This is a genomic window from Brachyspira hyodysenteriae ATCC 27164, from assembly GCF_001676785.2.
GTDB classification, from domain to species: domain Bacteria; phylum Spirochaetota; class Brachyspiria; order Brachyspirales; family Brachyspiraceae; genus Brachyspira; species Brachyspira hyodysenteriae.
Genome location: NZ_CP015910.2, coordinates 486692 through 512431 on the forward strand (window position 1 = coordinate 486692; position 25740 = coordinate 512431).

General features: G+C 27.4%; 27 protein-coding genes. 15 read left to right on the plus strand and 12 right to left on the minus strand.

Annotated features, from left to right (window positions below; genetic code table 11):
• Positions 1–48: 48 nt before the first annotated feature.
• Complete coding sequence (uidA, locus tag BHYOB78_RS02230) at positions 49–1860, minus strand: beta-glucuronidase (RefSeq protein ID WP_020064328.1); 1812 nt, start codon at positions 1858–1860, stop codon at positions 49–51.
• Between the two features lie 49 nt (positions 1861–1909).
• On the minus strand, positions 1910–2809 hold the full coding sequence (locus tag BHYOB78_RS02235) for a hypothetical protein (RefSeq protein ID WP_020064327.1): 900 nt from the start codon (positions 2807–2809) through the stop codon (positions 1910–1912).
• Positions 2810–3048: 239 nt separating this feature from the next.
• Between BHYOB78_RS02235 and BHYOB78_RS02240 the strand changes: the two genes are divergently transcribed.
• Positions 3049–3759, plus strand: coding sequence for a GntR family transcriptional regulator (locus BHYOB78_RS02240; protein WP_020064326.1), 711 nt, complete (start codon positions 3049–3051; stop codon positions 3757–3759).
• A gap of 5 nt (positions 3760–3764) precedes the next feature.
• Here BHYOB78_RS02240 and BHYOB78_RS02245 read toward each other — a convergent pair whose 3' ends face one another.
• The 7 genes from BHYOB78_RS02245 to BHYOB78_RS02275 all read right to left on the minus strand — a co-directional run bounded on the left by BHYOB78_RS02245 (position 3765) and on the right by BHYOB78_RS02275 (position 8860).
• Entirely contained in the window at positions 3765–4787 is a 1023-nt protein-coding gene (locus tag BHYOB78_RS02245) for a sugar kinase (protein WP_020064325.1), read from the minus strand.
• Between the two features lie 173 nt (positions 4788–4960).
• On the minus strand, positions 4961–5302 hold the full coding sequence (sec2, locus tag BHYOB78_RS13385; protein WP_204368332.1) for a thioredoxin-like selenoprotein Sec.2: 342 nt from the start codon (positions 5300–5302) through the stop codon (positions 4961–4963).
• Positions 5303–5326: 24 nt separating this feature from the next.
• Positions 5327–5644 carry a thioredoxin-like selenoprotein Sec.1 gene (gene sec1, locus BHYOB78_RS02255; RefSeq protein WP_204368333.1) on the minus strand — a complete coding sequence of 106 codons (318 nt, stop codon included), beginning with the start codon at positions 5642–5644 and terminating at the stop codon, positions 5327–5329.
• 85 nt (positions 5645–5729) lie between these two features.
• Entirely contained in the window at positions 5730–6041 is a 312-nt protein-coding gene (locus BHYOB78_RS02260; protein WP_020064323.1) for a thioredoxin family protein, read from the minus strand.
• Between the two features lie 360 nt (positions 6042–6401).
• Positions 6402–7415, minus strand: a complete 1014-nt coding sequence (locus BHYOB78_RS02265) for a permease (RefSeq protein ID WP_020064321.1) — start codon at positions 7413–7415, stop codon at positions 6402–6404.
• A 51-nt stretch (positions 7416–7466) separates the two neighbouring features.
• Positions 7467–8510 (minus strand): ACR3 family arsenite efflux transporter, encoded by a 1044-nt coding sequence (gene arsB, locus BHYOB78_RS02270; protein WP_020064320.1) that lies wholly within the window; start codon positions 8508–8510, stop codon positions 7467–7469.
• Between the two features lie 38 nt (positions 8511–8548).
• Positions 8549–8860, minus strand: a complete 312-nt coding sequence (locus BHYOB78_RS02275) for an ArsR/SmtB family transcription factor (protein ID WP_020064319.1) — start codon at positions 8858–8860, stop codon at positions 8549–8551.
• Positions 8861–9027: 167 nt separating this feature from the next.
• On the opposite strand from BHYOB78_RS02275, the gene BHYOB78_RS02280 reads away from it, so the two are divergent.
• The 4 genes from BHYOB78_RS02280 to BHYOB78_RS02295 all read left to right on the plus strand — a co-directional run bounded on the left by BHYOB78_RS02280 (position 9028) and on the right by BHYOB78_RS02295 (position 12353).
• Positions 9028–10056 (plus strand): aldose epimerase family protein, encoded by a 1029-nt coding sequence (locus BHYOB78_RS02280; RefSeq protein ID WP_028331316.1) that lies wholly within the window; start codon positions 9028–9030, stop codon positions 10054–10056.
• Positions 10057–10093: 37 nt separating this feature from the next.
• A complete protein-coding gene (locus BHYOB78_RS02285) occupies positions 10094–10741 on the plus strand; it encodes a class I SAM-dependent methyltransferase (protein ID WP_028331315.1) in 648 nt (215 codons plus the stop codon).
• Positions 10742–10912: 171 nt separating this feature from the next.
• Positions 10913–11674 carry a hypothetical protein gene (locus BHYOB78_RS02290; RefSeq protein ID WP_020064316.1) on the plus strand — a complete coding sequence of 254 codons (762 nt, stop codon included), beginning with the start codon at positions 10913–10915 and terminating at the stop codon, positions 11672–11674.
• A gap of 64 nt (positions 11675–11738) precedes the next feature.
• A complete protein-coding gene (locus BHYOB78_RS02295; protein ID WP_020064315.1) occupies positions 11739–12353 on the plus strand; it encodes a rubrerythrin family protein in 615 nt (204 codons plus the stop codon).
• Between the two features lie 80 nt (positions 12354–12433).
• Here the strand turns inward: BHYOB78_RS02295 and BHYOB78_RS02300 are convergent, their stop codons facing one another.
• Complete coding sequence (locus tag BHYOB78_RS02300; protein WP_020064314.1) at positions 12434–13678, minus strand: NAD(P)-dependent alcohol dehydrogenase; 1245 nt, start codon at positions 13676–13678, stop codon at positions 12434–12436.
• Positions 13679–14075: 397 nt separating this feature from the next.
• On the opposite strand from BHYOB78_RS02300, the gene BHYOB78_RS02305 reads away from it, so the two are divergent.
• The 3 genes from BHYOB78_RS02305 (at position 14076) to leuS (ending at position 17512) form a co-directional block, all read left to right on the plus strand.
• Positions 14076–14276, plus strand: a complete 201-nt coding sequence (locus BHYOB78_RS02305) for a type II toxin-antitoxin system HicB family antitoxin (RefSeq protein ID WP_020064313.1) — start codon at positions 14076–14078, stop codon at positions 14274–14276.
• Positions 14273–14479, plus strand: a complete 207-nt coding sequence (locus BHYOB78_RS02310; protein WP_020064312.1) for a type II toxin-antitoxin system HicA family toxin — start codon at positions 14273–14275, stop codon at positions 14477–14479. The genes BHYOB78_RS02305 and BHYOB78_RS02310 overlap by 4 nt, the downstream gene beginning before the upstream one ends.
• Before the next feature lie 471 nt (positions 14480–14950).
• Entirely contained in the window at positions 14951–17512 is a 2562-nt protein-coding gene (leuS, locus tag BHYOB78_RS02315) for a leucine--tRNA ligase (RefSeq protein ID WP_020064311.1), read from the plus strand.
• A gap of 297 nt (positions 17513–17809) precedes the next feature.
• Here the strand turns inward: leuS and BHYOB78_RS13865 are convergent, their stop codons facing one another.
• Together BHYOB78_RS13865 and BHYOB78_RS02325 are read right to left on the minus strand one after the other, a co-directional pair.
• Positions 17810–18295 (minus strand): DUF3226 domain-containing protein, encoded by a 486-nt coding sequence (locus BHYOB78_RS13865; RefSeq protein ID WP_313955017.1) that lies wholly within the window; start codon positions 18293–18295, stop codon positions 17810–17812.
• Positions 18296–18393: 98 nt separating this feature from the next.
• Positions 18394–19419: an AAA family ATPase gene (locus tag BHYOB78_RS02325; RefSeq protein ID WP_020064310.1), complete on the minus strand. Its 1026-nt coding sequence runs from the start codon at positions 19417–19419 to the stop codon at positions 18394–18396.
• Positions 19420–19550: 131 nt separating this feature from the next.
• On the opposite strand from BHYOB78_RS02325, the gene hisA reads away from it, so the two are divergent.
• The 7 genes from hisA to sdaAA all read left to right on the plus strand — a co-directional run bounded on the left by hisA (position 19551) and on the right by sdaAA (position 25695).
• Complete coding sequence (gene hisA, locus BHYOB78_RS02330) at positions 19551–20267, plus strand: 1-(5-phosphoribosyl)-5-[(5-phosphoribosylamino)methylideneamino]imidazole-4-carboxamide isomerase (protein ID WP_020064309.1); 717 nt, start codon at positions 19551–19553, stop codon at positions 20265–20267.
• 132 nt (positions 20268–20399) lie between these two features.
• Positions 20400–21359: an FkbM family methyltransferase gene (locus BHYOB78_RS02335; RefSeq protein WP_020064308.1), complete on the plus strand. Its 960-nt coding sequence runs from the start codon at positions 20400–20402 to the stop codon at positions 21357–21359.
• Positions 21360–21446: 87 nt separating this feature from the next.
• Positions 21447–21941: a bactofilin family protein gene (locus BHYOB78_RS02340; protein WP_012671753.1), complete on the plus strand. Its 495-nt coding sequence runs from the start codon at positions 21447–21449 to the stop codon at positions 21939–21941.
• 17 nt (positions 21942–21958) lie between these two features.
• Positions 21959–22753: a type I methionyl aminopeptidase gene (gene map, locus BHYOB78_RS02345; RefSeq protein ID WP_012671754.1), complete on the plus strand. Its 795-nt coding sequence runs from the start codon at positions 21959–21961 to the stop codon at positions 22751–22753.
• 229 nt (positions 22754–22982) lie between these two features.
• Positions 22983–23813: a tetratricopeptide repeat protein gene (locus tag BHYOB78_RS02350; protein ID WP_012671755.1), complete on the plus strand. Its 831-nt coding sequence runs from the start codon at positions 22983–22985 to the stop codon at positions 23811–23813.
• A gap of 300 nt (positions 23814–24113) precedes the next feature.
• Positions 24114–24788, plus strand: coding sequence for an L-serine ammonia-lyase, iron-sulfur-dependent subunit beta (gene sdaAB, locus BHYOB78_RS02355; protein WP_012671756.1), 675 nt, complete (start codon positions 24114–24116; stop codon positions 24786–24788).
• A gap of 25 nt (positions 24789–24813) precedes the next feature.
• Positions 24814–25695, plus strand: coding sequence for an L-serine ammonia-lyase, iron-sulfur-dependent, subunit alpha (sdaAA, locus tag BHYOB78_RS02360; RefSeq protein ID WP_020064307.1), 882 nt, complete (start codon positions 24814–24816; stop codon positions 25693–25695).
• The last annotated feature ends 45 nt before the right edge of the window (positions 25696–25740 follow it).

Sequence of the window (25740 nt, forward strand, 5' to 3'; positions counted from 1 at the left end):
AAAAAGGGCAGAAAATATTGAAATTTTCTACCCTAATTTTAATAATGATTATTTTTTGGATTTATAATCTAATGGCAATTTAGTCCATCTGTTTCTTATGTAATGAGCAACTGCTTTAGGCTGACGATTTCTTGTGAATATACCTTTTTTATTTCCGTCTACTCTGAATATTCCTTCAGTAGTTTGGAAGTCAGCGAAGTTCCATAATTGTTCTCCAACTATAAAGTCATAGCTATCAAAAACTTTGAAATTCATTTCATAATATTCGCATTGATATTCTTCAGACCACATAACAGAAGGAAGTTTATGAACACCTGCATAAGTATCAGCTCCATATTCAGTGAACATAACTGGTTTATTCATGCTAGAATATAAATTCATTTCTTCTCTGAATTTTTCTTCTGACATATCTATTTCATAACCGCCTAAGAAATACCATCCATAATATCTATTTAATGTAATCACATCGCATAAATGCATACATTTACATTTTCCAGGTGAAGATGCCTGAATAGCAGCAAAAGTTTTAGGCAGATTTTGTTTATCCTGACTTTTAGCAAAATTGAATATATCCTCAAAATATGGAACAGCTTCATCTTTTGAAGTATCAGGCTCATTGAATAAACTCCACATAACAACAGAAGGGTGATTTTTATCTCTTTTGATAAGTTCTTCAACTGCTTTTTTATGTACCTCTTTAGTTTTGTTATGTACTTCATCTAAAGAGAAATAATCAGTTTTTGAAGCACCAGGGTTTAGTACTGAACCTACATCAAACATACCTACAGCAGCAACTTCATCTATTATTACTATCCCTTCCCTGTCAGCAGCCTGCATTATTTCTTCACTATAAGGATAATGAGATGTTCTAAATGAATTTGCTCCAATCCATTTAATGAGTTCAAAATCTCTTTTTATAACAGGAGGGTTGTATCCTCTTCCTGCTATTTCACTGTCTTCATGTTTTCCAAATCCTGTAAAGTAGAAAGGTTTTCCATTAATTAAAAACTTAGTTCCTTCAACTTTAACAGTTCTTATTCCAAAGTCTAAATAGTATTCATCTATAAGTTCATCACCGTTTTTTATGCAGGCTATGAATTTATATAAATAAGAAGCCTTTGGATTCCATAGTTTAGCATTTTTTATAACTATTTTTCCGCTTTTTCCTTCGGCACTTGCAGCTTCATTACCTTCTTCATCAAGTATTTTAATATATACTTTGTTTTCGCCTGTAGTATGTACTTCATAGTTTACAATTCCGTCACTGCCGTTTACATCTGATACTATATCTATATCATGTATATATTCTTTATTTGTAACAGTGATTTTTACAGGTCTGTTTAATCCGGCATAGTTAAAGAAGTCAAAAGAAGGCTTAATATATTTTTTGCCTGAAGGTTTAGTTTCAGTATGTCCGCAAGGTATAGTAGTATTGCTAAGTTCATTATTAACAACTACAACTAATTTATTTTTTTCTCCGAATATGCCTGCTTCATTTACAGGAGCATTGAAAGGCATAAATCCTCCCACATGAGTACATACTTCTTTTCCATTAATATATACAGTAGCTTCATGAGTTGCACAACCGAATCTTATATTAACATCTTTGTCTTTCCATTCTGAAGGCAGATAAAATGATGTTTCATACCATACATCTCCTGCATGCTCTCTTATGTTTTTATCTGTAAAAAGATCATTAAAACTAGATGGTACAGGTATAAATGTAGTGTCTTTAAGTCCGTTAGCATAACCATTTTTTCTGCCTTCATTGTTGGAGTCAATCTTAAATTCCCACATTCCGGATATATCAACAACTCTTCTTGTTTTGCTTTCTCTAGGATATAACATAGAATTAACCATAAAAATAATTTCCTCCGTAATTCTTAATTAAAATATTTATTTAGCATCATTAATCAAAGAATAATTTTGTTAAATCAATACCAACTTTAAGTTCAAATCCCCATCCATTTTTATTAAATTCAGAATGTCCTATTCCAGCAGCAGACATATCTTGCTTGAATATACCGCCGTAGAATAATCTAGGTTCGATAAAGAAAGTCCATTCTTCTAGGAAAAACTGTAAACGAGGATTGAATCTTATCCAATACCAGTCATTAAATGAAGTTTGAGCACCTGATAATATTTTAAATTGTATTTCAGGTCTTAAAGCGAACCAATCATTGAAGCGCATTTGATAAGCTACTCTGAATTCAGTACCGTCATACCAACCTTGATTTAATTTACCTGTATTAGGATCATATTGATTTCCTCTTAAATATATATTCTGCTGAGCCATAAATGTTATAGAATGAGATTTGAATGCTGCAACATCAGGAAGTTTTTTATTCAAATACATTACAAATACAAAATCTCCTGTTGAAGTAAAGCCTAAACTGAAAGTATTAAATAAATACATGTTACCTGTCAATTCGACAGAAGAAAAAGGATTAGAGCTGTTTTTTCCGCTTCTGCTTCCCTCTTTCCAAGTAGGATCATATACGCTTGGATTATCAAATTGTGCTTGAAATATAAATCCAAAACCTAACCATGGAGCACTTTTTAATGTCTGCATATAAGTTAATTTTGTGTCAAAATTTTCCATCATTCTTTTTGCTTTAGGATCTGTTCCCAAACTTGTCAAATCTCCTGAAGCATATTCAATGTAAAAACTTAACATTTTCATTGAACCTGGATACACATTAAAAAACTGATAAGCAGGATTTGTTTGAGTATTTGCTGCTTGCTGAGCAAATAATGCAGTGCTTGCTAATAATGAAATGGCTAAGATATTAGTTAATAATTTTCTCATATATAACTCCTTTACTAACATACTAGTATTTTAGTAAAAATAAAATCCAATGTCAATAAAAAAGATGATTTTTTTGTAAAAAAGTAATATTCGCTGTTTTTTTATTTATTTTTTATTGCTTGAAGTTTATTTATAAATGATGTATCTTTTATAAATATGAGAAGACAAACATATAAATTGTGAACAATTTTTAATAACAATGATAAAAAATAATAATTTGAAGGATCTATTTTTACATTATGCCTAAAGCCAAGAATAATAATGCAGATAATTTAATAATATTAGAAAGAGAAGTTAATGAACCTATAGGTGATTATGCTGTTAGATGTTTGGAATATAATATAATAAATATGACATTGCTTCCTGGCACTTTTATTAGTGAAAAGATAGTAAGTGAGGTATTATCTATAAGCAGAACTCCTATAAGAGAGGCTTTCTCCAGACTTGAGAAGATTAATTTGATGGAAATATACCCTCAGAAAGGTACTAGGGTTTCATTGATAGATACTAGTATAGTTGAAGAAACTAGTTTTATGAGAATGGTTCTTGAAAAAGAAATCATAAAAATGGTTTGCAAAAATCATACAGAAAAAGATTTAAAATTATTGAATAAAAATATAGAACAATATGAGAAAAATATAAATACTAATAAATTTTATGAACTTCTTAAATTAGATAATGATTTTCATGAGTTATTATTTTCAATAGCAGATAAAAAATTAACTTTTAGCTTAATAAGAGATTCTATAAAACATTTTAACAGAGCTAGAATATTTAATATAATGGAAATGGATAGAAATAGAACATTAATAGAACATCAGAATATACTTCTTTTTATAAAGGAAAAAAATATAAAAAAACTTATTCCTCTTATGGAAGTACATTTGACTCATGTAAAAGATGACATGGTGTTTTTGAAAAATAAATTCCCTGAATATTTTAATAAGTAGAGAATTTATCTTTTTACATCTAAACCATTTTCAGATTTCATTAAATTTATTACCTCATCTTTTGTGGTTAAATTCCAATCACCAGGTATACTATGCTTTATACAAAATGAAGCAGTGGCAAATTCTAATATATCCTGATAATTGTCAAATAGCTGTATACCTGAAAGTATTCCGGCAGCAAATGAATCTCCAGTTCCTATTCTGTCAATAATATTTTTTATATAGTATTTTTTTGATTTATATAAATTTTTATTAGTATATAACATACTATATATATTATTATGATTAGAACTTACAGTTTCTCTTTTTGTTGTTATTACCATTTCTAATGAATATTTATCGATTAATTGCTGCATAATATACTTATAATCTTCGTCGTTTATATTTCCGTCTACATCAGCATTACTTTTTATACCTAATATTTTTACAGCATCATATTCATTAGCAAATACTATATCAGAATATTGTACAATTTCAGGCATTACTTCCTCTATAGTTTTGCCGTATTTCCATAATTTTTTTCTATAATTTATATCGCATGACACTTTTACATTTCTTTTTTTTGCTTCTTTTACTGCAAATAGTGTAAGATCAGCAGCAGTCTGACTTATTGCAGGTGTTACTCCGCTTATATGAAAATATGAGGCATCTTTAAACACTTTATCCCAATCAAAATCTTCTATTAAAGCCATAGATATAGAAGAATACTCTCTGTCATAAATAACATTAGAAGTTCTATAGTTATTTCCAGTATCTACAAAGTATATACCTAGTCTTTTTCCTTCCCAAGATATCGCAGATGTATCAACTCTATGACTTAATAATAATTCTTCAACCTTTTTTCCTATGGCATTATTAGGAAGTGCTGTTACATATCTGCTTTTTAATCCGAATATAGAAGCCAAAACGCAAATATTAGCTTCCACACCTCCGAATGTTGCATTGAGTTTTGATGATTGAAATAATCTTTCATTATCTACCGATGAGAGTCTTAACATTATCTCTCCGAAACCTACTATGTATGACATTTTTTATTACCTCTATTATTTATATACTAGTATGTCAATATGATTATAATAATATGATAGTACACTAAATATCAATTGTCAAATAAATATTAAAAAAATTATTTATTATATAAACAAAAAAGGCTAAATATATAAATATTTAACCTTTTATAATTTTGAGAATAAGAAAAATACTATAGATTTTCTTTTAGGATTTTAATGATCTCTTCTTTACTTAGAACTTTACCATATGAAAGAACTTTATCATCTAATAATAGGGCAGGAGTTGACATTACTCCGTAAGAAGCAATTTCAGCCATATCTTCTACATATTTAATAGCTAAATCAAGTTTTGCTTCTTCTATAGCAGCTATTGTATTTTCCTCTAATTTTTTACAATTAGAGCATCCTGTACCTAATATTTTTACTCTTGCTTCTATAGGTGATTCTTTTATAGTTTCCTCTTCAACGAAGGGGGTAATAGAAGGACCTCAGCCGCATCCGCCTTTCCCAAATAATATATCTTTTAATGACATACTTACTCCTTTTTTATCATTTTATTATAATTTTTCTTTTAAAATATTAACTATTTTTTCTCTATCCAAGACCTCTCCATAAGATATAAGTTCATCATTTACAATAAGAGCAGGCAAAGTCATAACTCCGTAATATGACATACTTCCTTTGCTGTCAGTATATTTTATGGATAAATCTAAATTTAGATCTAATATAGCTCTTCTTAAATTATCAAGCATATCAAGAGAATTTTTATCATCATTCCCTAAAAGCAGTATTTTTTCTACTTCTCTTTCTATACCCTCATCCTCTAGAGGGTCAGGCAAACATCCTCAGCCAAATTGTATTTTTTCTATAGCCATAATATACCTCCAAAGTTAGTATATACATATTATAGGTATATATAGAATAATTGCAAATTTAAAAATTAAAAAAATCATACATTTTTTACAATTTATCTTTTAATAGTTCAATTATTTCATCTTTATTCAGTACTTTACCATAAGATAATACATTTTCATCTAATACTAAGCTAGGTGTGGATATAACTCCATAGGCAGCTATTTTTTCTATATCATAGACATGTCCTACTGTTAAATTAACTCCCATATCTTTTAAAGCTTTTAATGTGTTTTCTTCTAATTTTTTACAATTAAGACAGCCTGTACCTAATATTTTTATTCTTGCATTTTCTTCAGATGTATCTGAGCATAATCCGCCGCAGATGCATTTTGATTTTTTATTGTTATTAAAAAACATAATTTACTCCTTTTTATAGTTTTTTATTATTGATATCACCTAAACAACTATATTTTGTCAAAAATAAATTTATATTTTTGTTTTTATATCTGAGGCTTTGTCCACCGCGAAGCGTACCAGTAGGGTAAGCTCCCACTTCTTTTATTGCTACAGGTACAGCCCACCTCACGAAGTGTGCCTATGGAAGGCGAAAAGCTATGTTTTAGCGTAAATTTAATATTTTATATTACATGTAAAACATAATTAGTATTATTTAGTACTCATTTTATACTTGCACTTTTTGCAACTTTTTGCGGCGGGAAAAAGTTGAATAAAAAAATTGACAAACTTAAAAATTTTTAGTATCTACTAAAAATTAAATCATACAAAAAGAAAATAAAAATTATTGAATAAGTATCCAATAATAATTATTCCCAAAGTTACTATAAATACAAAAAACATTAAAAGAGGCATTTTTACTGCTTTTTTTAGCATAATAATAGATGGTAAAGATAAAGCAGTAACAGACATCATAAATGATAAGATAGTACCAAGTCCAGCACCTTTATAAAATAAACTTTCAGCTATAGGTAAAGTTCCGAATATATCAGCATACATTGGAATTCCTACTAAAGATGCTAAAGGCACAGAATACCAATTATTTTTTCCTAATATTGTATCTATCCACTGAGAAGGTATAACATTATGAATAAAAGCACCAATACCTACTCCTATAAAAATATATAAATAAACTTTTTTGATAGTTTGTATAACCTGTTCTTTTGAATATATTAATCTTTCTTTTTTTGTCATAGTTTGTATCGCTATTTCTGTATTATTCATTTTTATATTTTTTATAAAGTCTTCTAAATATTTTTCCATTTTTAGTTTACCTATCAAGGTACCTCCAAGAACTGCAAGTATAAGACCAACTATTACATAAGCAATTGCAATCTTCATACCGAATATACTTGATAAAAGTATCAAAGAAGCTAAATCTACTAATGGAGATGATATTAAAAATGAAAATGCCATTGAAATAGGTATTCCTGCTGAAGTAAAACCTATAAAAAGAGGAATCGATGAACATGAACAAAATGGCGTAACAGTTCCAAGTAAAGCTGCTAATATATTCGCTGATATTCCATTAAATCTGCCCAATATTTTTTTTGTTCTTTCAGGCGGAAAAAATGACTGAATATATGATATACAAAATATAAGAACTGATAACAGTACAAATATTTTGATAACATCATAAATAAAAAATTGTATTATTCCTTTAACTGTTTCTGATAAGGCAAAATTATTTAATATATTTCCTATTAAAGTATTAAGCCATTTCATTGATATTATTTGATCTTGTATAAAGATGAATATTGATTTTATAATTTCCATTTTTTATAACTCCTAATTTATTAAAAAAATTATATTGTTAATTTCTTATTATTAATTTTTGAATTTATTTTTTGTGGCATTTGCTATTTTTACAAGAGTAAGCATTACAGGTACTTCTACCAATACGCCTACAATTGTTGCAAGTGCCGCTCCGGAATTAACTCCGAATAATGATACAGCTACGGCAACAGCAAGCTCAAAGAAATTTGATGCCCCTATCATTCCTGCAGGTGCCGCTACATTATGAGGAAGTTTTAATAAATAGCTTGCAATATATGCTATAAAAAATATTAAAAAGGTTTGTAATATTAAAGGTATAGCTATCAAAATTATATGAATAGGGTTAGATAGTATTACATTTCCTTGAAAGCTGAATAATAATATTAATGTTAATAGCAGTCCTATTATTGTTATATTATCAAATTTATGTATAAAAGTATTATTGAAATATTCTATTCCTTTTTTACTGCATACATAAACTCTTGTAATAATTCCTGCTGTTAATGGTATAAGTACAAATAACACAACAGATAAAAATAATGTATCCCAAGGAACTGTAACATTCGATATTCCTAATAAAAATTTTACTATAGGAACGAATGCTATAAGTATTATTAAATCATTAGTTGCAACCTGCACTACAGTATATGATGGATTTCCATTTGTTAATGCACTCCAAACAAATACCATAGCAGTACATGGAGCAGCTCCTAAAAGTACAGCACCAACTAAATATTCTTTTGCTAAATCTTTTGGTATAAAATTATTGAGTATAGTATAAAAAAAGAAAGAAGCTATAAAAAACATAGTAAAAGGTTTTATAAGCCAATTTACAATCCAAGTAACAAATAAACCTTGAGGATTTTTTGTAATATTTTTTATACTTTGAAAATCAACACTCATCATCATAGGATATATCATAAGCCATATTAATATTGCTATGGGTATAGAAACATTTGCATATTCAAATTTATTTAATGTATTTGGGATTATAGGCAGGAATTTAGATATTAATACTCCTATAATCATGCATATAAATACCCATAAAGTTAAATATTTCTGAAAAAAACTTATAGACTCTTTCTTATTTTCCATTATAAAATACTCCTAAATATTATCTTTAATATTATTTTTTAATCGCATAGAGTTTTTATTTTTTTGTCTTTACTAATTTTTGATGAATAGTAATTCAAAACATTTTTTGCTCTTTCAAAACCTTCTTTGTTTATGCTGTAATAAGTCCATTTGCCTTCTTTTCTTGGTATCACTACTTCAGCATCGCATAATATTTTCATATGATTCGATAATGTAGACTGCACTATTTTTAATTCTTCTAAAAGTTTGCAGGCACATATTTCAGTATCTTTAATCATATCTAATATTTGAAGTCTGTTTTCATCGCAGAACGCTTTGAATATTACTGCTTCTTTTTTATAGTCTTTCATATTAATAGTATCCTTATTAAATTTATATATCGAAGTTTATCGATGCGTTAATATAGCATACATATCGAAAAATATCAATATATTTTTTATCTTTTTTTATATTATTGAAATAATGCTGTATAATGGTATAATATCTTATTACTATATAAAATATGGAGTTTGTTATTATGCAAGTTAAAAATTTTGGAAACGGATATCTTTTATATGAATTAAAAAATGAAAATGATATGATATTAAAACTTACAGATATAGGGGCATCAATAGCTGGTGTATTTTTCAAAGATAAAAACGGTAAAGAAATTCAGGTATCATTTGGAAGTGATGATTATTCATTTTATTTAAATCCTCATGATTATATAGGTGCTTCTGTAGGAAGAATAGCGAACAGAACAATAAATTCAGAATTTACACTTGACGGACAAACATATAAATTAACTAAAAATGATAATGGAAAACATCATTTACATGGCGGTGAAAAAGGAATATCATTTCAGCAGTTTGATTCTAAGTTTTTAGATAATCATTCTGTAGTATTTAGCTATAGTTCAAATGAAGGTGATGAAGGATATCCTGCCAATATGGATATAGATATAACATATTCTTTGACTGATGATAATGAAATAATCATAGAATATTTTGCAGCAGTTAATGCTCCTACACCAATAAATCTTACTAATCATGCTTATTGGAATCTTAATGGGGAAGATACTATATATGATCATGATTTATTTATAGATTCTTCATTTTATTTGCCAGTAACAGATGAATGCGTATCTACAGGAGAGATCTTAAAAACAGAAAACACTCCTTTTGATTTTACTAAAACAAAAAAAATAGGTGCTGATATAGAAAAAGCAAATGGTTATGATAATTGTTTTATATTTAATGAAAAAAATATATTATCCCATACCAATGAAGAAGAAAATAATTTAAATAAATTAAGAGCTTCATGCTATAGTGAAAAAACAGGCATTACTTTAGAGCTTTATACTACAAAACCAGCTATGCATTTCTATTCAGGCAATATGCTTAATAATAGAGAAGTTAGAAATACAGTTTTAAATAAGCATAATGCATTTTGTTTTGAAACAGAGTATTTACCGGGTGCTGTAAACTTCCCGCATTTTCCAAGCATAATATTTGATGCTGACAGAAATTACAGTCATAAAACAATATATAAATTATCACTAAAATAATTATAAAGAATTATAAAAAATATTTTTGGAAGGATATATGGAGAGTAACAATAAAAAATCAATAATAATAGAGCATTATATAGAAAGGGTAAAAGATTTTAATATACCAGAGTATAAAGTGTTAGATTGGGAATCACAGGAAGCTCAGGAGGCAAGATTTTCTGCTTTGCTTAATCATTTTGATATAAGAAAGTCTATTTTGCTAGATGTTGGCTGCGGGCTTGGACATTTAGCTGAGTATATAGATAAACAGAATATTAATACTTACTATATTGGTATCGATATAATGCCTGAGATGATTGAGAGGGCTAAGAGTAAAAACTTTAAAAATATCCATCCTCAATTTATGACTATAGATTTTTTTAAGAATTCTGATACAAAAGATGATTTTGATTATATATATTCTTCCGGTATATTTAATCTTAATCTTGGAAACAATGAAGAGTTTTTAAAAAATGCTGTAAAAGATTTTTTGATTGCTGCTAGAAAAGGTGTATGTTTTAATTTGCTTGATATTTCATGCAAAGAAAAATATGGTGATAAATATTATTACTATAAAAAAGATGAGGTATTTAATATGATTTGTGATATAGTTAAAGATTTGAATTTACAATGCAAAATAAAAATATCTGATGAGTATTTAAGTAATGATTTTTCTGTATTCGTAGATTTTTTGCAGTATTAATAAATATATTTTTCAAAAATATTGCTTATATAATAAAAGCTTGGGCGGGAATGCATTTTCTGATTAAGCATAAAAATAATTGATATTATAATTTTTAATTAAGTAATGAAGAATAAAGGGCGGGGCATGTAATTAAAGTTTTATGTCTTAAATAAAAATAGGAGCATTAAAATGAAAAAAATATTCATTACAATATTTTCATTTCTATTATTTTTTGCAAATACATTATTCTCACAATTTGATGCTAGCATATATGCACCATTATCTTTTACATTAACATTTCCTATGTTGGATACTAAAAATGTTAATGTAAATAATCTTAAAGGAAATGGAAGTTTTTCTGCAGGAGTTATAGGAAATTTCGGACATAAATTTTCAATAAATGATGGTAAATATTCTATAAGTGTTTTAACAGAGATTGGATATTACAGACAAACTTTTTCAGCATCATTTCATTATTCTTCCATAGAGTTTAAAGATACTTTAGCTTTTGATACCTTATTAGTTGGTCTAATGCCTAAATTCAATATAGATTTAAAGGATTTGCTTACATCTATAAGTCCGAATTATAATATTAAAACAGTATTAAGTATAGGTATTGGTTTTGGAATGAAAATACCTTTTGGAGGATATGCAGAGAGTTATATTGACGGTACAGGAGAAAATCAAAAACTTTCTTTCAATGATATAAATAAAAATTTTACTTATCCTATTATACCATATATAAAATTGCAATTAGATGATTATTTTTATTTTAATGAACATGTTGCATTTTTATTTGGATTTAATATAACTTATGACTTTGGTATATTTTATGATATTGATTATATTGACAGTCAGTTAGGAGCTCCGTTATTAAGCAGTTTTATAAATAAGTATGGATTTAGCAGTTTAGAAATTGCTTTAAATTTTGGAATAAAATTTGGAAATTAATTTTAATAAAATAAATTATACAAAGTTTTAATATTTAGTTGTTAATAAGTATGGAGGAAGTTTTATGTTAAAGAAATCATTACTTATTTATATTTTTTTAATTTTCAGTTTTGTTCTATATTCTCAAAATTCACAAGCGGTGAAAAATTCTTTAGAGGCTGTATCTAAGGCTTATGATATGGAGATTAATTCTTCTTTTGCTTATGCTAAATTTTCAGCAGCTTCAAAAAATAAGGCTATAGCTAATTTATTTTTATCTGTTTCTGACTCAAAATCTTGTCATGCTAATATTTTATATAATGCTGCTATTCAAGATAAGATAACAGATACTATTTTAAAAGCTCAGGTAGGAGATCCTAAGGTAGGAACTGACATTGAAAATTTAAAATCAGCTCAATCAATGACTTCTTATGAATATACTAAAATGTATCCTGAATTATTGAAAATAATAAATAAAGAAAATAAAAAAGAAATGGCAAATGAGATTAATAATATAATAAAAGTAGAAAAATCTCATAATGCTTTATTTACTAAATCTATGAATGATTTGCAAAATAATAAACATTTGGCAGATAAATATTATTTATGTGCAATTTGCGGTTATGTTGAGGCTGATTCAGCACCAGATAAATGTCCTATATGCGGCAGTTCTAAAAATATATTTGTAGAATATAAATAATTAATTTTATTATGTATAAAAAATAAAAGGCTGTAAGTATAAAACTTTCAGCCTTTATTTATTATTATACAAAATTATTTTTATTTGTTTATAGTACGAATATCTATTACATATCTGAATTTTACTTTTCCGTCTATAACTTTTCTATAAGCTTCTGATATAGTTTGAGCATCTGCTTTTATTATTTCTACAGTAGGGTAAATATTATTTTCTATAGAATAGTTAAGCATTTCCTGAGTTTCTTTTATGCCTCCTATAAGTGAGCCGAATAATTTTTTACTGCCATGCTGTCCCACCATTGCTATAAGAGTGGGCATTTTGGATGTTCTAGGAAGTCCTAATATACACATAGTACCGCCTCTTTTAAGCATACGCATATACATATTAACATCATAATAAGCTGGAATTGTACTTATTATATAATTAAGAGTGTTATTAACATTTTTTAAATCTTCTGCATTATTAACATTAACATACTTTACAGCTCCCATATTTAAAGCGTCCTGTCTTTTATCTTCTGTTATATCAAATACAGTAACCTCAGCACCTAATTTTACAGCATATTTTACAGCCATAGATCCAAGTCCTCCGAATCCTGCAATACCTATTTTATCGCCTTTTTTTACATTCATAACTTGTATAGGTGAATAAGTTGTAATACCTGCACAAAGAAGCGGAGCAACTTTATCTAGTTCCGCATTATCTGGTATAAGTATTGCAAAATCTTCAGATACTACTATATTATCAGAGTATCCTCCTTGAGTGATTTCATTATTATGGAATCTGTCTCTTGAACCGTAAGTATAAACTGCTCTATTTAAACAGTACTGTTCTAAATTATCTAAACAGCTTTCGCATTGTCCGCAAGAGTTTACCATACAGCCCACACCTGCAAAATCTCCCACTTTGAATTTTGTTACTGCATTTCCAACCTGTACGACTCTGCCTGCTATTTCATGTCCTACAACTAAAGGAGTATTGCTTGATTTTCCTTCAACAACATGTATATCGCTATGGCATATTCCAGCATAAAGTATTTCTATCAAAACATCATTGCTTCCTACAGCATGTCTTGTAAACTCATGATATTTAAAATCCATATTAGCTGAAACTGCTGCAAAGCCTCTAGTTTTTACTCTGCCGTTTGCATTAGTTTGTATATTGATAGGGGCTTTTTTCAATTCCTGATTATACATTGCGTTTGAAGAATTATTTTGATTATTAACTGTAGTATTATTTTGTGCAGTTGTCTGAGCATTAGAAGAGTCATTACATGATACAATATATAATATTGATATAATAGTTATTAATATAGCTTTTTTCATTTTATAATCTCCTTCATAAATTTATATAATTATATTATATCATTGAAGTAAACTCCAGAGTCAAGAAATTTTTTTAAATTTATTCATATATTGAATTTTCTTCTAAATCCCGCCCATTTTATTTTACTATTTTCTTTGTTATTATTATTCTATTATTATTTTTAGTTTTCACTATTAGTATTACGCCCTCTCTAGATTTTTTAGATTTGGAATTTCCCTACCGTATTTAGAATGGTATTATGAATAATCATTGAAATATTATATAAAAATTTTCTAATTATATACTACTAATAATAATGATGTTATAGAAAATATAAAAAAATTGAAGATAAATATATTTTATAATATATTGTTTTTTTTATTGATATTAAATATAATTATTACAGAGGTATCTATTATGGTTTTTAAAGTTATTGTACATCAAGATGAGGATGGTTTTTGGGCAGAAGTTCCATCTATAAAAGGGTGTTTTACTCAAGCTGATACTATGGAAGAATTAGAATTCAATATAAAAGAAGCTATTGAAGGATGTCTTTCAGTTGATATTGAAGAATATAATAAAGATAATATTGTAAAAACTATTGATGTAGTATTATGAAAACCATAAGTGGTAAAAAATTTTGTAAATTATTAGAGAATCATGGTTGGGTTCTTGCTAGAATAAATGGAAGTCATTATATTTATGTAAAATCAGGAAGTGATTTTAGAATATCGATACCAGTACATAAAAATGATGATTTAAAGATAGGGCTTTTGAAAAAATTATTAAAGATTACCAATATATCGGAAGATGAACTATAATAACTTTCTTCTAAATCCCGCCCATTTTGTTTTATTGTTTTCTTTGTAATCATTATTCTATTATTTTTTTAGATTTCACTGTTGCTATAACGCCCGCCCTAGATTTGTTTAGATTTTGAATTTTCACACCGCACGCAGAATGGCATTATAAATATAAATTAGTTTTGAATATTAATTTTTATTATATATAAAATCTGACTAACCGTGCGTTGAATGCATTTTTTATTTAATAATCGTTTGGGTGGGTGCTTTAATTTCTTATTTGACTGTAAAGATAATAAAAATTAGAATTTCAAAATAATGTTGTATAAACAAAAGGGCGGGGTGTGTAATAAAATTTAAAATAATATTATCACTTGAAAAATATATGAATTTGCAATATAATTTTTGACATTAAAAATATGTAAACTAAATTTTAATATTTTAATAAAAATTAATAGTATCTATCAAACAAACTACGGAGTGTTAATCATGGAATATAATTTTACTACCATTGAAAAGAAATGGCAGAAATTCTGGAAAGATAATCAGTCTTTCAAAACAGTATCTAAACCTACAGACAAAAAATACTATGTACTAGAAATGTTTCCATACCCATCTGGAAAAATGCATATGGGGCACGTTTCTAATTATACTATAGCTGACTCTATAGCTAGATACTATAAACTGTTAGGATATGATATTTTACACCCAATGGGTTGGGACGCTTTTGGTATGCCTGCAGAAAATGCTGCTATAGAACATAAAACTCACCCTGCTGAATGGACTTTAAAAAATATTGCTAATATGAAAGATCAGTTAAACTTACTTGGATATTCTTATGATTGGGATAGAGAAGTTACTACTTGTTTGCCTGATTATTATAAATGGGGACAATGGTTCATATTAAAAATGTATGAGAAAGGTCTTTTATATAGAAAAGGTGGAGATGTTAACTGGTGCGATCATTGTAATACAGTACTTGCAAATGAACAGGTTACTCCTGAAGGTACTTGCTGGAGATGCGACGGAGAAGTTACTAAAAAGAAACTTGAACAATGGTATATAAAAGTTACTGATTATGCAGAACAATTAGATGCAGATTTGAAATTATTAGAAGGTTATTGGCCTGATAATGTTATAGCTATGCAGAAAAACTGGATAGGAAGAAGTGTAGGTGCTTATATCAATTTCAATTTAGATGACGGTAAAGCTTTCCCTATATTTACAACTCGTCCAGACACTATTTATGGTGTTACTTATATGGCTATAGCTTGGAACTATGATGGACTTTTAGATATGTGTACCACTGAACAGAAGAGTGCTGTAGAGGAGTTCATTAAAAAGTCTGCTAAAATAGACCAAAAAACAGATTATGAGAAAGAAGGTGTATTCACTGGAAGATATGTAGTTAATCCATTTAATGGCGAGAAAGCTCCTTTATATGCTGCTAATTTCGTTTTAGCTGAGTATGGTAGCGGTGCTGTAATGGCTGTTCCTGCTCATGACCAAAGGGACTTTGAATTTGCTAAAAAATACAATATTCCTGTAAAAGTTGTTATACAAAATGCTGATAATTCTTTAAAAGCTGAAAACATGACAGAGGCTTATACTGAAGACGGTACAGTTGTTAATTCAGATATTTTAAATGGACTTTCTTCAAGAGATGCTATAAAAAGAGCAATAGAGTATGCTACAGAAAAAGGCTTTGGAAAAGAGAAAGTTCAGTATAAACTTAGAGACTGGCTTATATCAAGACAAAGATATTGGGGCAATCCTTTACCATTTGTACATTGTGAGAAATGCGGTGTTGTTCCTGTACCTGAAAGCGAACTTCCTATAACACTTCCTATGGATATAGAGTTTACAGTTGGTGATAACCCTCTTAAAAAATCAGAATCATTCGTTAATACGACTTGTCCTAAATGCGGCGGCAAGGCTAGAAGAGAAACTGATACTATGGATACATTCACATGCAGTTCCTGGTATTATGCTAGATATACAGATGCTCATAACAATCAGATGCCTTTCGATCCTTCAGCTGCAAATGCTTGGCTTGGAGTTGATCAGTATATAGGCGGTATTGAACATGCTTGTATGCATCTTTTATATTCAAGATTCTGGTACAAGTTTATGAGAGATATAGGACTCGTTAAAGGTGATGAGCCTTTCAATAGACTTCTTACTCAAGGTATGGTTTTAGCAAATAGCTATGAATCAAGAGAGTTAAAGAAATTCTATACTCAGGAACAAATGAACAATAAAGAGTATGAGAAAGATGGAATTAAAAAAGAAGACATTATAGTAAAAATGGAAAAGATGTCTAAATCAAAAGCTAATGGTATTGATCCTGCTGAGATTATAGAACTTTTTGGTGCTGATGCTGTTAGAATATTCGTTATGTTTGTTGCTCCTCCTGAAAAAGATAAAGAATGGTCTGATGAAGGTGTTAAAGGTTCTTCAAGATTCTTAAATAGAATTTGGAACTTATTCCTTAAATACAAAGATGAAGAAGCATTCAAAAACGGCAAATCATTTGATTATAATAACCTTTCAAAAGAAGGACAAAAATTATTCAGAAAATACAATAAAACTATTAAGAAAGTTACAATAGATATTAAAGACAGATTCCATTTCAATACTGCAATTGCTGCTTTGATGGAGCTTTTGAATGATATGTCTGTAATAAAATTAGCTAATAATGATGATTATGCTATGTTTAAAGAAGTTATAAGAGGATATTTAATACTTCTTAATCCTATAGCTCCTCATATGACAGAAGAACTTTATCAGATATTAAACTTCGGAAAAATGATACTCGAAGAAAGATGGGTTGAACATGATGAACAGTATTGCAAAGATGATACATTCGAGTTAGTATTCCAAGTTAATGGTAAGATAAGAGACAGAATAGAAGCTGATGTTAATATAAGCGAAGATGATGCAAAAGCTCAGGCATTAGCAAGCGAAAAAGTTAAAGCATTCACAGACGGTAAAAACATTGTTAAAGTTGTTTATGTTAAAGGAAAACTTGTAAATATAGTTGTAAAATAAAACATTATTACTTAAAAAATAAAAAGATTAAAGAGTATGGATTAAAAAAGTCCGTACTCTTTTTTATTTTAATTACATACCCCGCCCTTTATTTTTTATTGTTTAATTTAGGATTTTAATTTTTATTATCTTTATAGCTTTATCATAAATTATAGACCCCACCCAAGTTTTTATTAGATTTAGAATGCATTCAACGCACGGTGAACTAAATTTTTGTGTATAATGAAATTGAATTGATAATTAAGTTTATATTTTTATCTAAATTCTGCGTGCGGTAAGTTGATGAAAATATAAGAATTAATTTCCATTAACAAAATGTTTATCAAAAAAAATTTTCAATGGTATTAAATAATCACTATCTATATTCCAAATTTCATTATTGGTATAATCTCTTTTATCTTCCTTAATTTCTTTTTTATTATCTACTTTTATAGATTCTAAATATGCATATACTTTTGATTTATTTACTGGAATATTTGTGTCATTTAATGCTTCTATACATTTTGTATAATTATCAAAACAATTCATTATTTCTTTTCTTACAGCAATATTAATTAGTATGTTTTCTAAATTACCATTATCTTTATTATTTGGAAATAAAAATATATCTTCATCATGTAAATTATAATTTGTTAAATTGTTTTTTATATTATCAATAGAATTTTGTATATCGTTATCAGCATCAAATATTACAATTAATTTATGATTATCATCAATATATTTTTTTATATGAATTATTTTCTTTTCATTAAAACTGTTACCATTATTTATTTCTATCTTAATATTTTAATTAAAATTATTATAATTATGTTTTATATAATCTTCTAAAAATTTTTTATCAGCTTTACCTTTAACTAATATTAAATATTTTTGATTCATAATTAGTACCTTATATCAGAATCATTTTCGAGTAATTCTTTAATGTTATCCATATCATAATTATATGATTGAAATCCTTCATTTTCTGTATTGACTATATTGATAACATTTACAGTATCTTTTATATCATTAAACTCATCATTAACTATTTCAGATAAAAATTTTAATACTTCATAGCTATGAGTTGTGAAGAACATTTGAATGTCATTATTTTTACTTAGATTTAATATGCTTCTTAATAAATGTTTAATAGTTTTATGATGAAGCCCATTTTCTATTTCATCAACTAAAATAGTATTATATTTATTTGTTATTATAGGTAATATAATAGATAAATATTTTTTTAATCCATCACCCATTAAATTTAATAATACTAATTCATTTATACCATCAATATTTATATATATATCATTTTTTAGCATACTAATTGCTTTTATATCTTTATTGAAAAATGAAATCATTTTTAGTAATTCTTCTTCATTTTTATTTTTTAATATTTCTACTAAATAATTACTTAATGAATGATATTCTACTGTATTAGGTATATAAGCTTCTCTTTTACTATCTATATTTTCAGATTTTCTGCTCATCATAAATATAGTATTATTAATATTAGGTATGGTTATTTTTTTTTCTTCTATGGTATTAGTATCTTCATTAGAAATAATCATATTGTAATTTAACTCAATATTATCATCATTAATCATTTTTTCATCTTTAAATATTGGGCTTATATTTATATTATAGCTTATATTATTATCTTCATTGTAATTCAAATTTATATTGTTATTATAGTCAAAATTATGAAATAGGGTTCTTATTTCTGCTTTATTTTCTGTGAATCTGTTTATAGCTTTTATATTTTCAATTATCTTAATACGAGATTCTGATAAAATAAGCATTAAAGCTTCAAGTACGCTTGTTTTTCCGCAGTTATTTTTGCCAACTAGAAAATTTATTTTTTTTATATTATCTATCTTTAATTTATCAAAGCCTCTGAAATTTTCTATATATAAGTTTTTAATCATAATAAAATCCATTGAATTTAAATTAATCTGAAATTAAATATCGGAGTTTTAGAAAAAAAATAGAGTTTATTAATTTTTACATTTATAAATTATATGCTATAATAAATAATAATATTTTGAGGGGATTGAAGATGTATATACTGCCTGCAATAGATTTAAAAAACGGAGAAGTTGTACGACTTGTAGAAGGTAATTATGATAATAAAACAACTTATTTTAATGATCCTTTAGAAGTTTTGGATTTCTTTATTGAAAGCGGAAGCAGTTATTTGCATGTAGTTGATTTGGATGGTGCAAGCGACGGAGAAACTATTAATTTTAAAACTATAGAAAAAGTAATAAAGAAATGCGATTTATTTGTAGAAGTGGGCGGCGGTATAAGAAATGAAGACACTATAAAAAAGTATTTGGATATAGGTGTAAAAAGAACAATATTAGGAACTGCTGCTGTTGAAAATATTGATTTTACTAATGATATGATTAATAAATATAAAGAGCATATAGCAGTATCTATAGATTCAAGAGATAGAATGATAGCAGTTAAAGGCTGGAAAGAAATTAATAAACAAGATTCTGTAGAGTTTTGTATGAAATTAGATAGTATGGGGATAGATACTATTATATATACAGATATTTCAAAGGATGGTAAACTTTCCGGTACTAATTTAGATATTTATAAAGAGTTAAGAGAAAAAATTTCATGCAATATTATAGCTTCAGGCGGTGTAACTTTTGAAGATGAAATTATAAAATTGAGAGATATGAAAATTAATGGTGCTATAGTTGGAAAAGCTATATATGAAGGTAAAATAGATTTAAAAAAGATAATAGAAATAGCAAAGCAGTAATTTTATGTAGTAATAACAGTATTATATATAATTATTAATTTTTGTGGGGGTATCATAAAAATTGTGAGTGTATAGTAAATTAGCCAAAGTTGGCTTGACATAATTAGCGAACAATTTTTATTATCAATAATTATGGAAAAAATAAATAAAATATTTAATGAATGCAGAACTATAGTTAGTAAAAACTTATCTAAAGAAGAAATAGAAAAAATAGAAAATAATGATAATTTTATCAAAGCTATGAAAGAAGAAAATAATAATAGTTTTGATGTATTTTATAATATGCTTGAAGAGTCTTATTCAAAAGATTTATTTGAAAAAATAGTAAGATACAGGTATATGCTTGCTTTTAATAAAGATGCTTATACTAATTCTAAAGAAAAGATAAAATTGAGTATAAAGTATGGCTCTATTAATATATTTTCATGGGGATTAAAAAGATTTTTATTTGCTTTACAAAAGTACAAATATCCTAAAGAAATAGAAAATTTTTTGCTTTTCTATATATTCGGACTCGAGCAATATAATATAAAAAATATTTTTGAAGTTAATAATGATAGTGTAATATTTGATGTAGGTGCTTGGAAAGGTGATACAGCTTATTTCTTTTCTAAGAAATGTAATGATAATGCCAAAATCTATGCTTTTGAGCCGGATAAAAATGCCTATGAAACATTAAAATTTATGAAAGAAAAATACAAATTAAATAATGTAATATTAAAAAATGTTCTATTTTCTAATAAAAAAGAAACTATTGATTTTGTATCTATGACTCCTGATACTCCTACAGTAAAGATGGATGCTATTACTATAGATGAATTTGTAGAAAATGATAACATAGAAAGAATAGATTACTTGAAAATGGATGTTGAAGGGGCAGAGATGCATATATTTGAAGGTGCTGTAAACACTATTAAAAAATTCCGTCCTTCAATTGCAGTTGCTGTATATCATGGAGGTGAGCTTTTTATGGAAGATTTTTATAAAGTCCCAATATTTATAAAGAAAATAACAGAAAATTATGAATATTATCTAAGAACATTCTCTCCTTGGGGAGGAGAAACAATACTTTTTTGTATACCTAAAAAATAAAATTATGTTATAATTAGAATAGGCTAGTATATAATATTGACTTTTTATAACTATACTTATAAAATGCAACTTTAGGAGATTAAATTTATGGCAAGAAAAGACATGATAAATAGCGTTATAGGAGATGGTTCGTCTTTTAAAGGTACTTTTATTGTAAAAGGTTCTTTTCAAATAGATGGGAAATTTGAAGGAGAATTAAAGATAGACGGACATTTGATCATAGGTCCTAATGGTAAAGTAAAGACAAGTACTATAATAACAGAAAGTATTACAATAGCAGGTACTTTGATTGGTAATATTGATGCTCAGAAAGAAGTTATATTAATAGAAACAGGCAGAGTTTTAGGAAATATTGAAGCACCTAAAATAGATGTTGGAGAAGGTGCTGTTATACAAGGTGAAATGACTATTACAGGCGGACAGAAAAAAGATATTACAAAAGTAGTTCAGGAATCTTTCACTGGTATAAAAATAGAAGATGAGATATCAGATAATAATACTTCTGATAATAGTGCTTCAAGTGAGAATACTTATAATAGTTATAACGCAGATAATAACAATTCAAATAATAGTATTTTTTAATTAAGGTGAATTTATAAATGGCTATAAAAATAAAAACACAAGCTGAAATCAATTTAATGCGTGAAAGCGGACATATATTGGCTAATGTATTTAAAGAAGTTGAAAAAATAGTTCAGCCAGGAATCTCTACTAAAGAAATAGATAAATTTGTTTATGATTATATAAGAAAACATAATGCCAAACCTTCATTTAAAGGCTATGGTAATCCTCCTTTTCCTGGTTCTATATGTTCATCCATAAATAATGAAGTAATACATGGAATACCAAGCAAAAAGAAAATTTTGAAGGATGGTGATATAATAGGTTTAGATATAGGTGTATATTATAAAGGCTATCATTCAGACAGAGCATTCACTTTTAAAGTAGGAAATGTATCAGAAGAAGCTTCAAGATTGGTTGAAGTTACTATGCAGTCATTTTTTAATGGTGTAAAAAAAATAAAAGATGGTGTTCATTTGGGTGATGTTTCTCATGCCATTCAGAAAACTGCTGAAGATGCCGGATATTCTCTTGTAAGAGAGTTTCAAGGTCATGGAGTAGGGGCAAATTTGCATGAAGAACCTGCTGTACCTAATAGGGGAAAAGAGGGGGCAGGTCCTATACTGAAAACTAATATGGTTATAGCTATAGAACCTATGGTTAATATGGGACATCATGCCATTTTAATAGAAGATGATGATTGGACTATCATAACAAGAGACGGTTCATTATCAGCACATTATGAACATACTGTAGCTGTTAAAGAAGACGGCGTTGAGATATTAACTGCTTTAGAAGATGATGAGATAGTAAATAAATATCTTGGTAAATAAATAATTTAGAATAAATGAAACTCTATTTAATATTTGGTTAAATAGAGTTTTTTATTATTTTAATAAAAATAATGATATAAAGAAAGTTACTATATATTTTTATAATGATATATTAAATATGAATACGCTTAAAGATAGTAGATTATATAAAGAAATAAAAAAATAATATAATGTAAAAATTTATTATACCGATACTTTAGACAATAAAACTTTATTTTTGATTTAGCTTATGAAACGTATATTTTTTATATTTAGTATATTCGTATTGACTTGTTTATCAATATATGCTCAGGGACAATCCCTTAATACACCTAATAGAACTGCAGATACCGTTAGGACTATAGAGATTGATACAAATGCCTACAAATCCTTATTCGACGGTAAATTAGAGCCTGCTTGGGTATATATAGGAGAAGCCAAAAGAGCAATAAATAAAGGCGATATTCCTTATGCTCTGTACATAATGAATAAAACTTTAATGTATTATCCTGATAATGCTGATGCTCATTATTTTTTGGGTTTAATATATGAAAAAGAGGCTGGAAATCCTGCAGAACAGGGCGGAGCAGCATCTTATCGTTTAGCTATAGAAGAATATAAAAAAGCTATAAGTTTATCCACTAATCTTACTATACCGGCATATAAATTAGATGCATATTTCAGTCTTTTATATATATACGAGAAATTAATAGATGAAAATAATTATGCTGCTATGGAAAAAGAGATTATTAATATGGCTGAAAATACATATAAAAACTATGAGAAAGGAAGAATCTATTTTAAATTGGCAGAACATTATGGAAACAGAAATAGAGGTACTTCTGCTGTAGATTATTATAGACAAGCTTATATTAATGGATACAGACAAAAATTATCTCTTTTCAGAATGTCTTTAATATATAGAAGAATGCGTAATTATGTAAAAGAAAAAGAAACTTTGATGCTTGCTATTAAATATGATTTCGATAATATTGAACCTAGTAATTTTGATGTTCAAAAAGCTATAGTTAGAAGATTAGAAGCTTTAAAGAATGTTAGAATACCTAAGAAATTAAATTAATTTATATATATTTTTATGTTAAAATAAAGAGCAGTGATATGTTTTAATCACTGCTCTTTATTTTTTATTTAAATTTATTTCTATTTTTTAAATCTTTATTTATTAGAGTACGATATTTCATTGATATAGGTCTATTATTTTATATTAAAATATTTTTATTAGTAGTAATTATTTATAGATTAATTGTGCTTTTTAACAATATTTGTATTTTTTTATTTTTTATAAATAAAAAATAAAAAAAAACTATATTCAAAATTTATTTATTATGTTAAATTATAATTATAAAATGGAGGTAATTTTATGGCTGGATTATTTGATATAATAGGTCCTGTAATGATAGGTCCTTCAAGCTCCCATACAGCTGGTGCTTGCCGTATTGGAAAACTTGCTAAGAAGATTTTAGGTGAAGATGTAAAAGAAGCAAAAATATATCTTCATGGTTCTTTTGCTTTAACTTGGAAAGGTCATGGAACTGATAAAGCTATTTTAGCAGGACTTTTAGGATTTGAAACTGATGATCCTAGACTTAGAGATAGCTACAGTTTTGCTGAGAAGGCTAATCTTAAATATGAGTTCATTCCTACAAAATTGAGAGAAGCATTTCACCCTAATACTGTATATATTGAAGCTAAAGGTGAAACTAATGAGATTGATATACTAGCTTCTTCTATAGGGGGAGGATTAATAGTTTTGGATAAAGTTAATGGCATAGAAGTGCATTATAAAGGAGATTTCCCTACTATTGCTATAGTTAATAGAGATGTTCCAGGTATTATAGCTAAAGTTACTTCTATTATATTTGAAAATGGAATAAATATTGAGAATATGAATGTAACTCCTCAATTTGAAGGTCCAAATAGGGGATATGCTATTATTGTTATTGGTATGACTGATGTTATATCAAAAGATATAGAGGATAAAATAAGAAAAATAGAAAATATAAGAGACTTTGTATTTTTAGATAAGTTATATTAAATATTATATGGAGTATAAAAATATTATGGACATAAAATCTATAGAATCATTAGTGGCTTTAGCTGCTGAAAAAAAAGTGAAAATAAGTGATATAGTAATAGATATAGAAGCTCAATCTCAAAATATAGATAGGCAGACTGTTATTAATAATATGGCTTCTTATTATGATATAATGAAAGAAGCAGTTGAAAATGGGAAGAAAGATAAATTCAATTTTGTAACAGGTTTGCAAAATGAATGCGTTGATATAGTTGAGAAATTTTATAAATCCAAGAAAAGTATATTAGGTGAGACAATAGGCGAGGTTGTAACTGCAGCTATGGCTGTAAGCGGTTATAATGCATGTATGGGTAAAATAATAGCTGCTCCTACTGCCGGAAGCTGCGGAGTAATGCCTGCAGTACTTACTGTATGTGAGAGTAGGGGATATAAAAGAGAAGATATAGTAAAATCAATGTTTACAGCTGCCGGATTAGCTGATATTATAGCACAGATAGCAACATTTGCAGGTGCTGAAGGCGGATGTATGGCTGAATGCGGTTCTGCTGCGGGTATGGCTGCTAGTGCTTGTGCTGAAATTATGGGTGGTACTCCTCAGCAATGTGCTGATGCTTTTGCTCTTACTATATCTGCTATGCTTGGACTTATATGTGATCCTATTGCTGGATTCGTTGAAGTGCCTTGTATGGGTAAAAATGTTATGTCTGCTGTTCATGCTATGGTTTCTGCAGAGATGGCTTGTGCTGGTTTTAGAAGTGTTATACCAGCTGATGAGGTTGTATCTGCTATGAAAGAAGTTGGCGACGGAATGGATGAGAGATTCAAAGAAACTTCTTTAGGAGGACTTGCAAATACTCCTACAGGACGTGCTATAGCAGAGAAATTATTGGGTAAATTAAATAAATAATTAAATCTTATATTATAAAAAGCTTACAAATATTTTTGTAGGCTT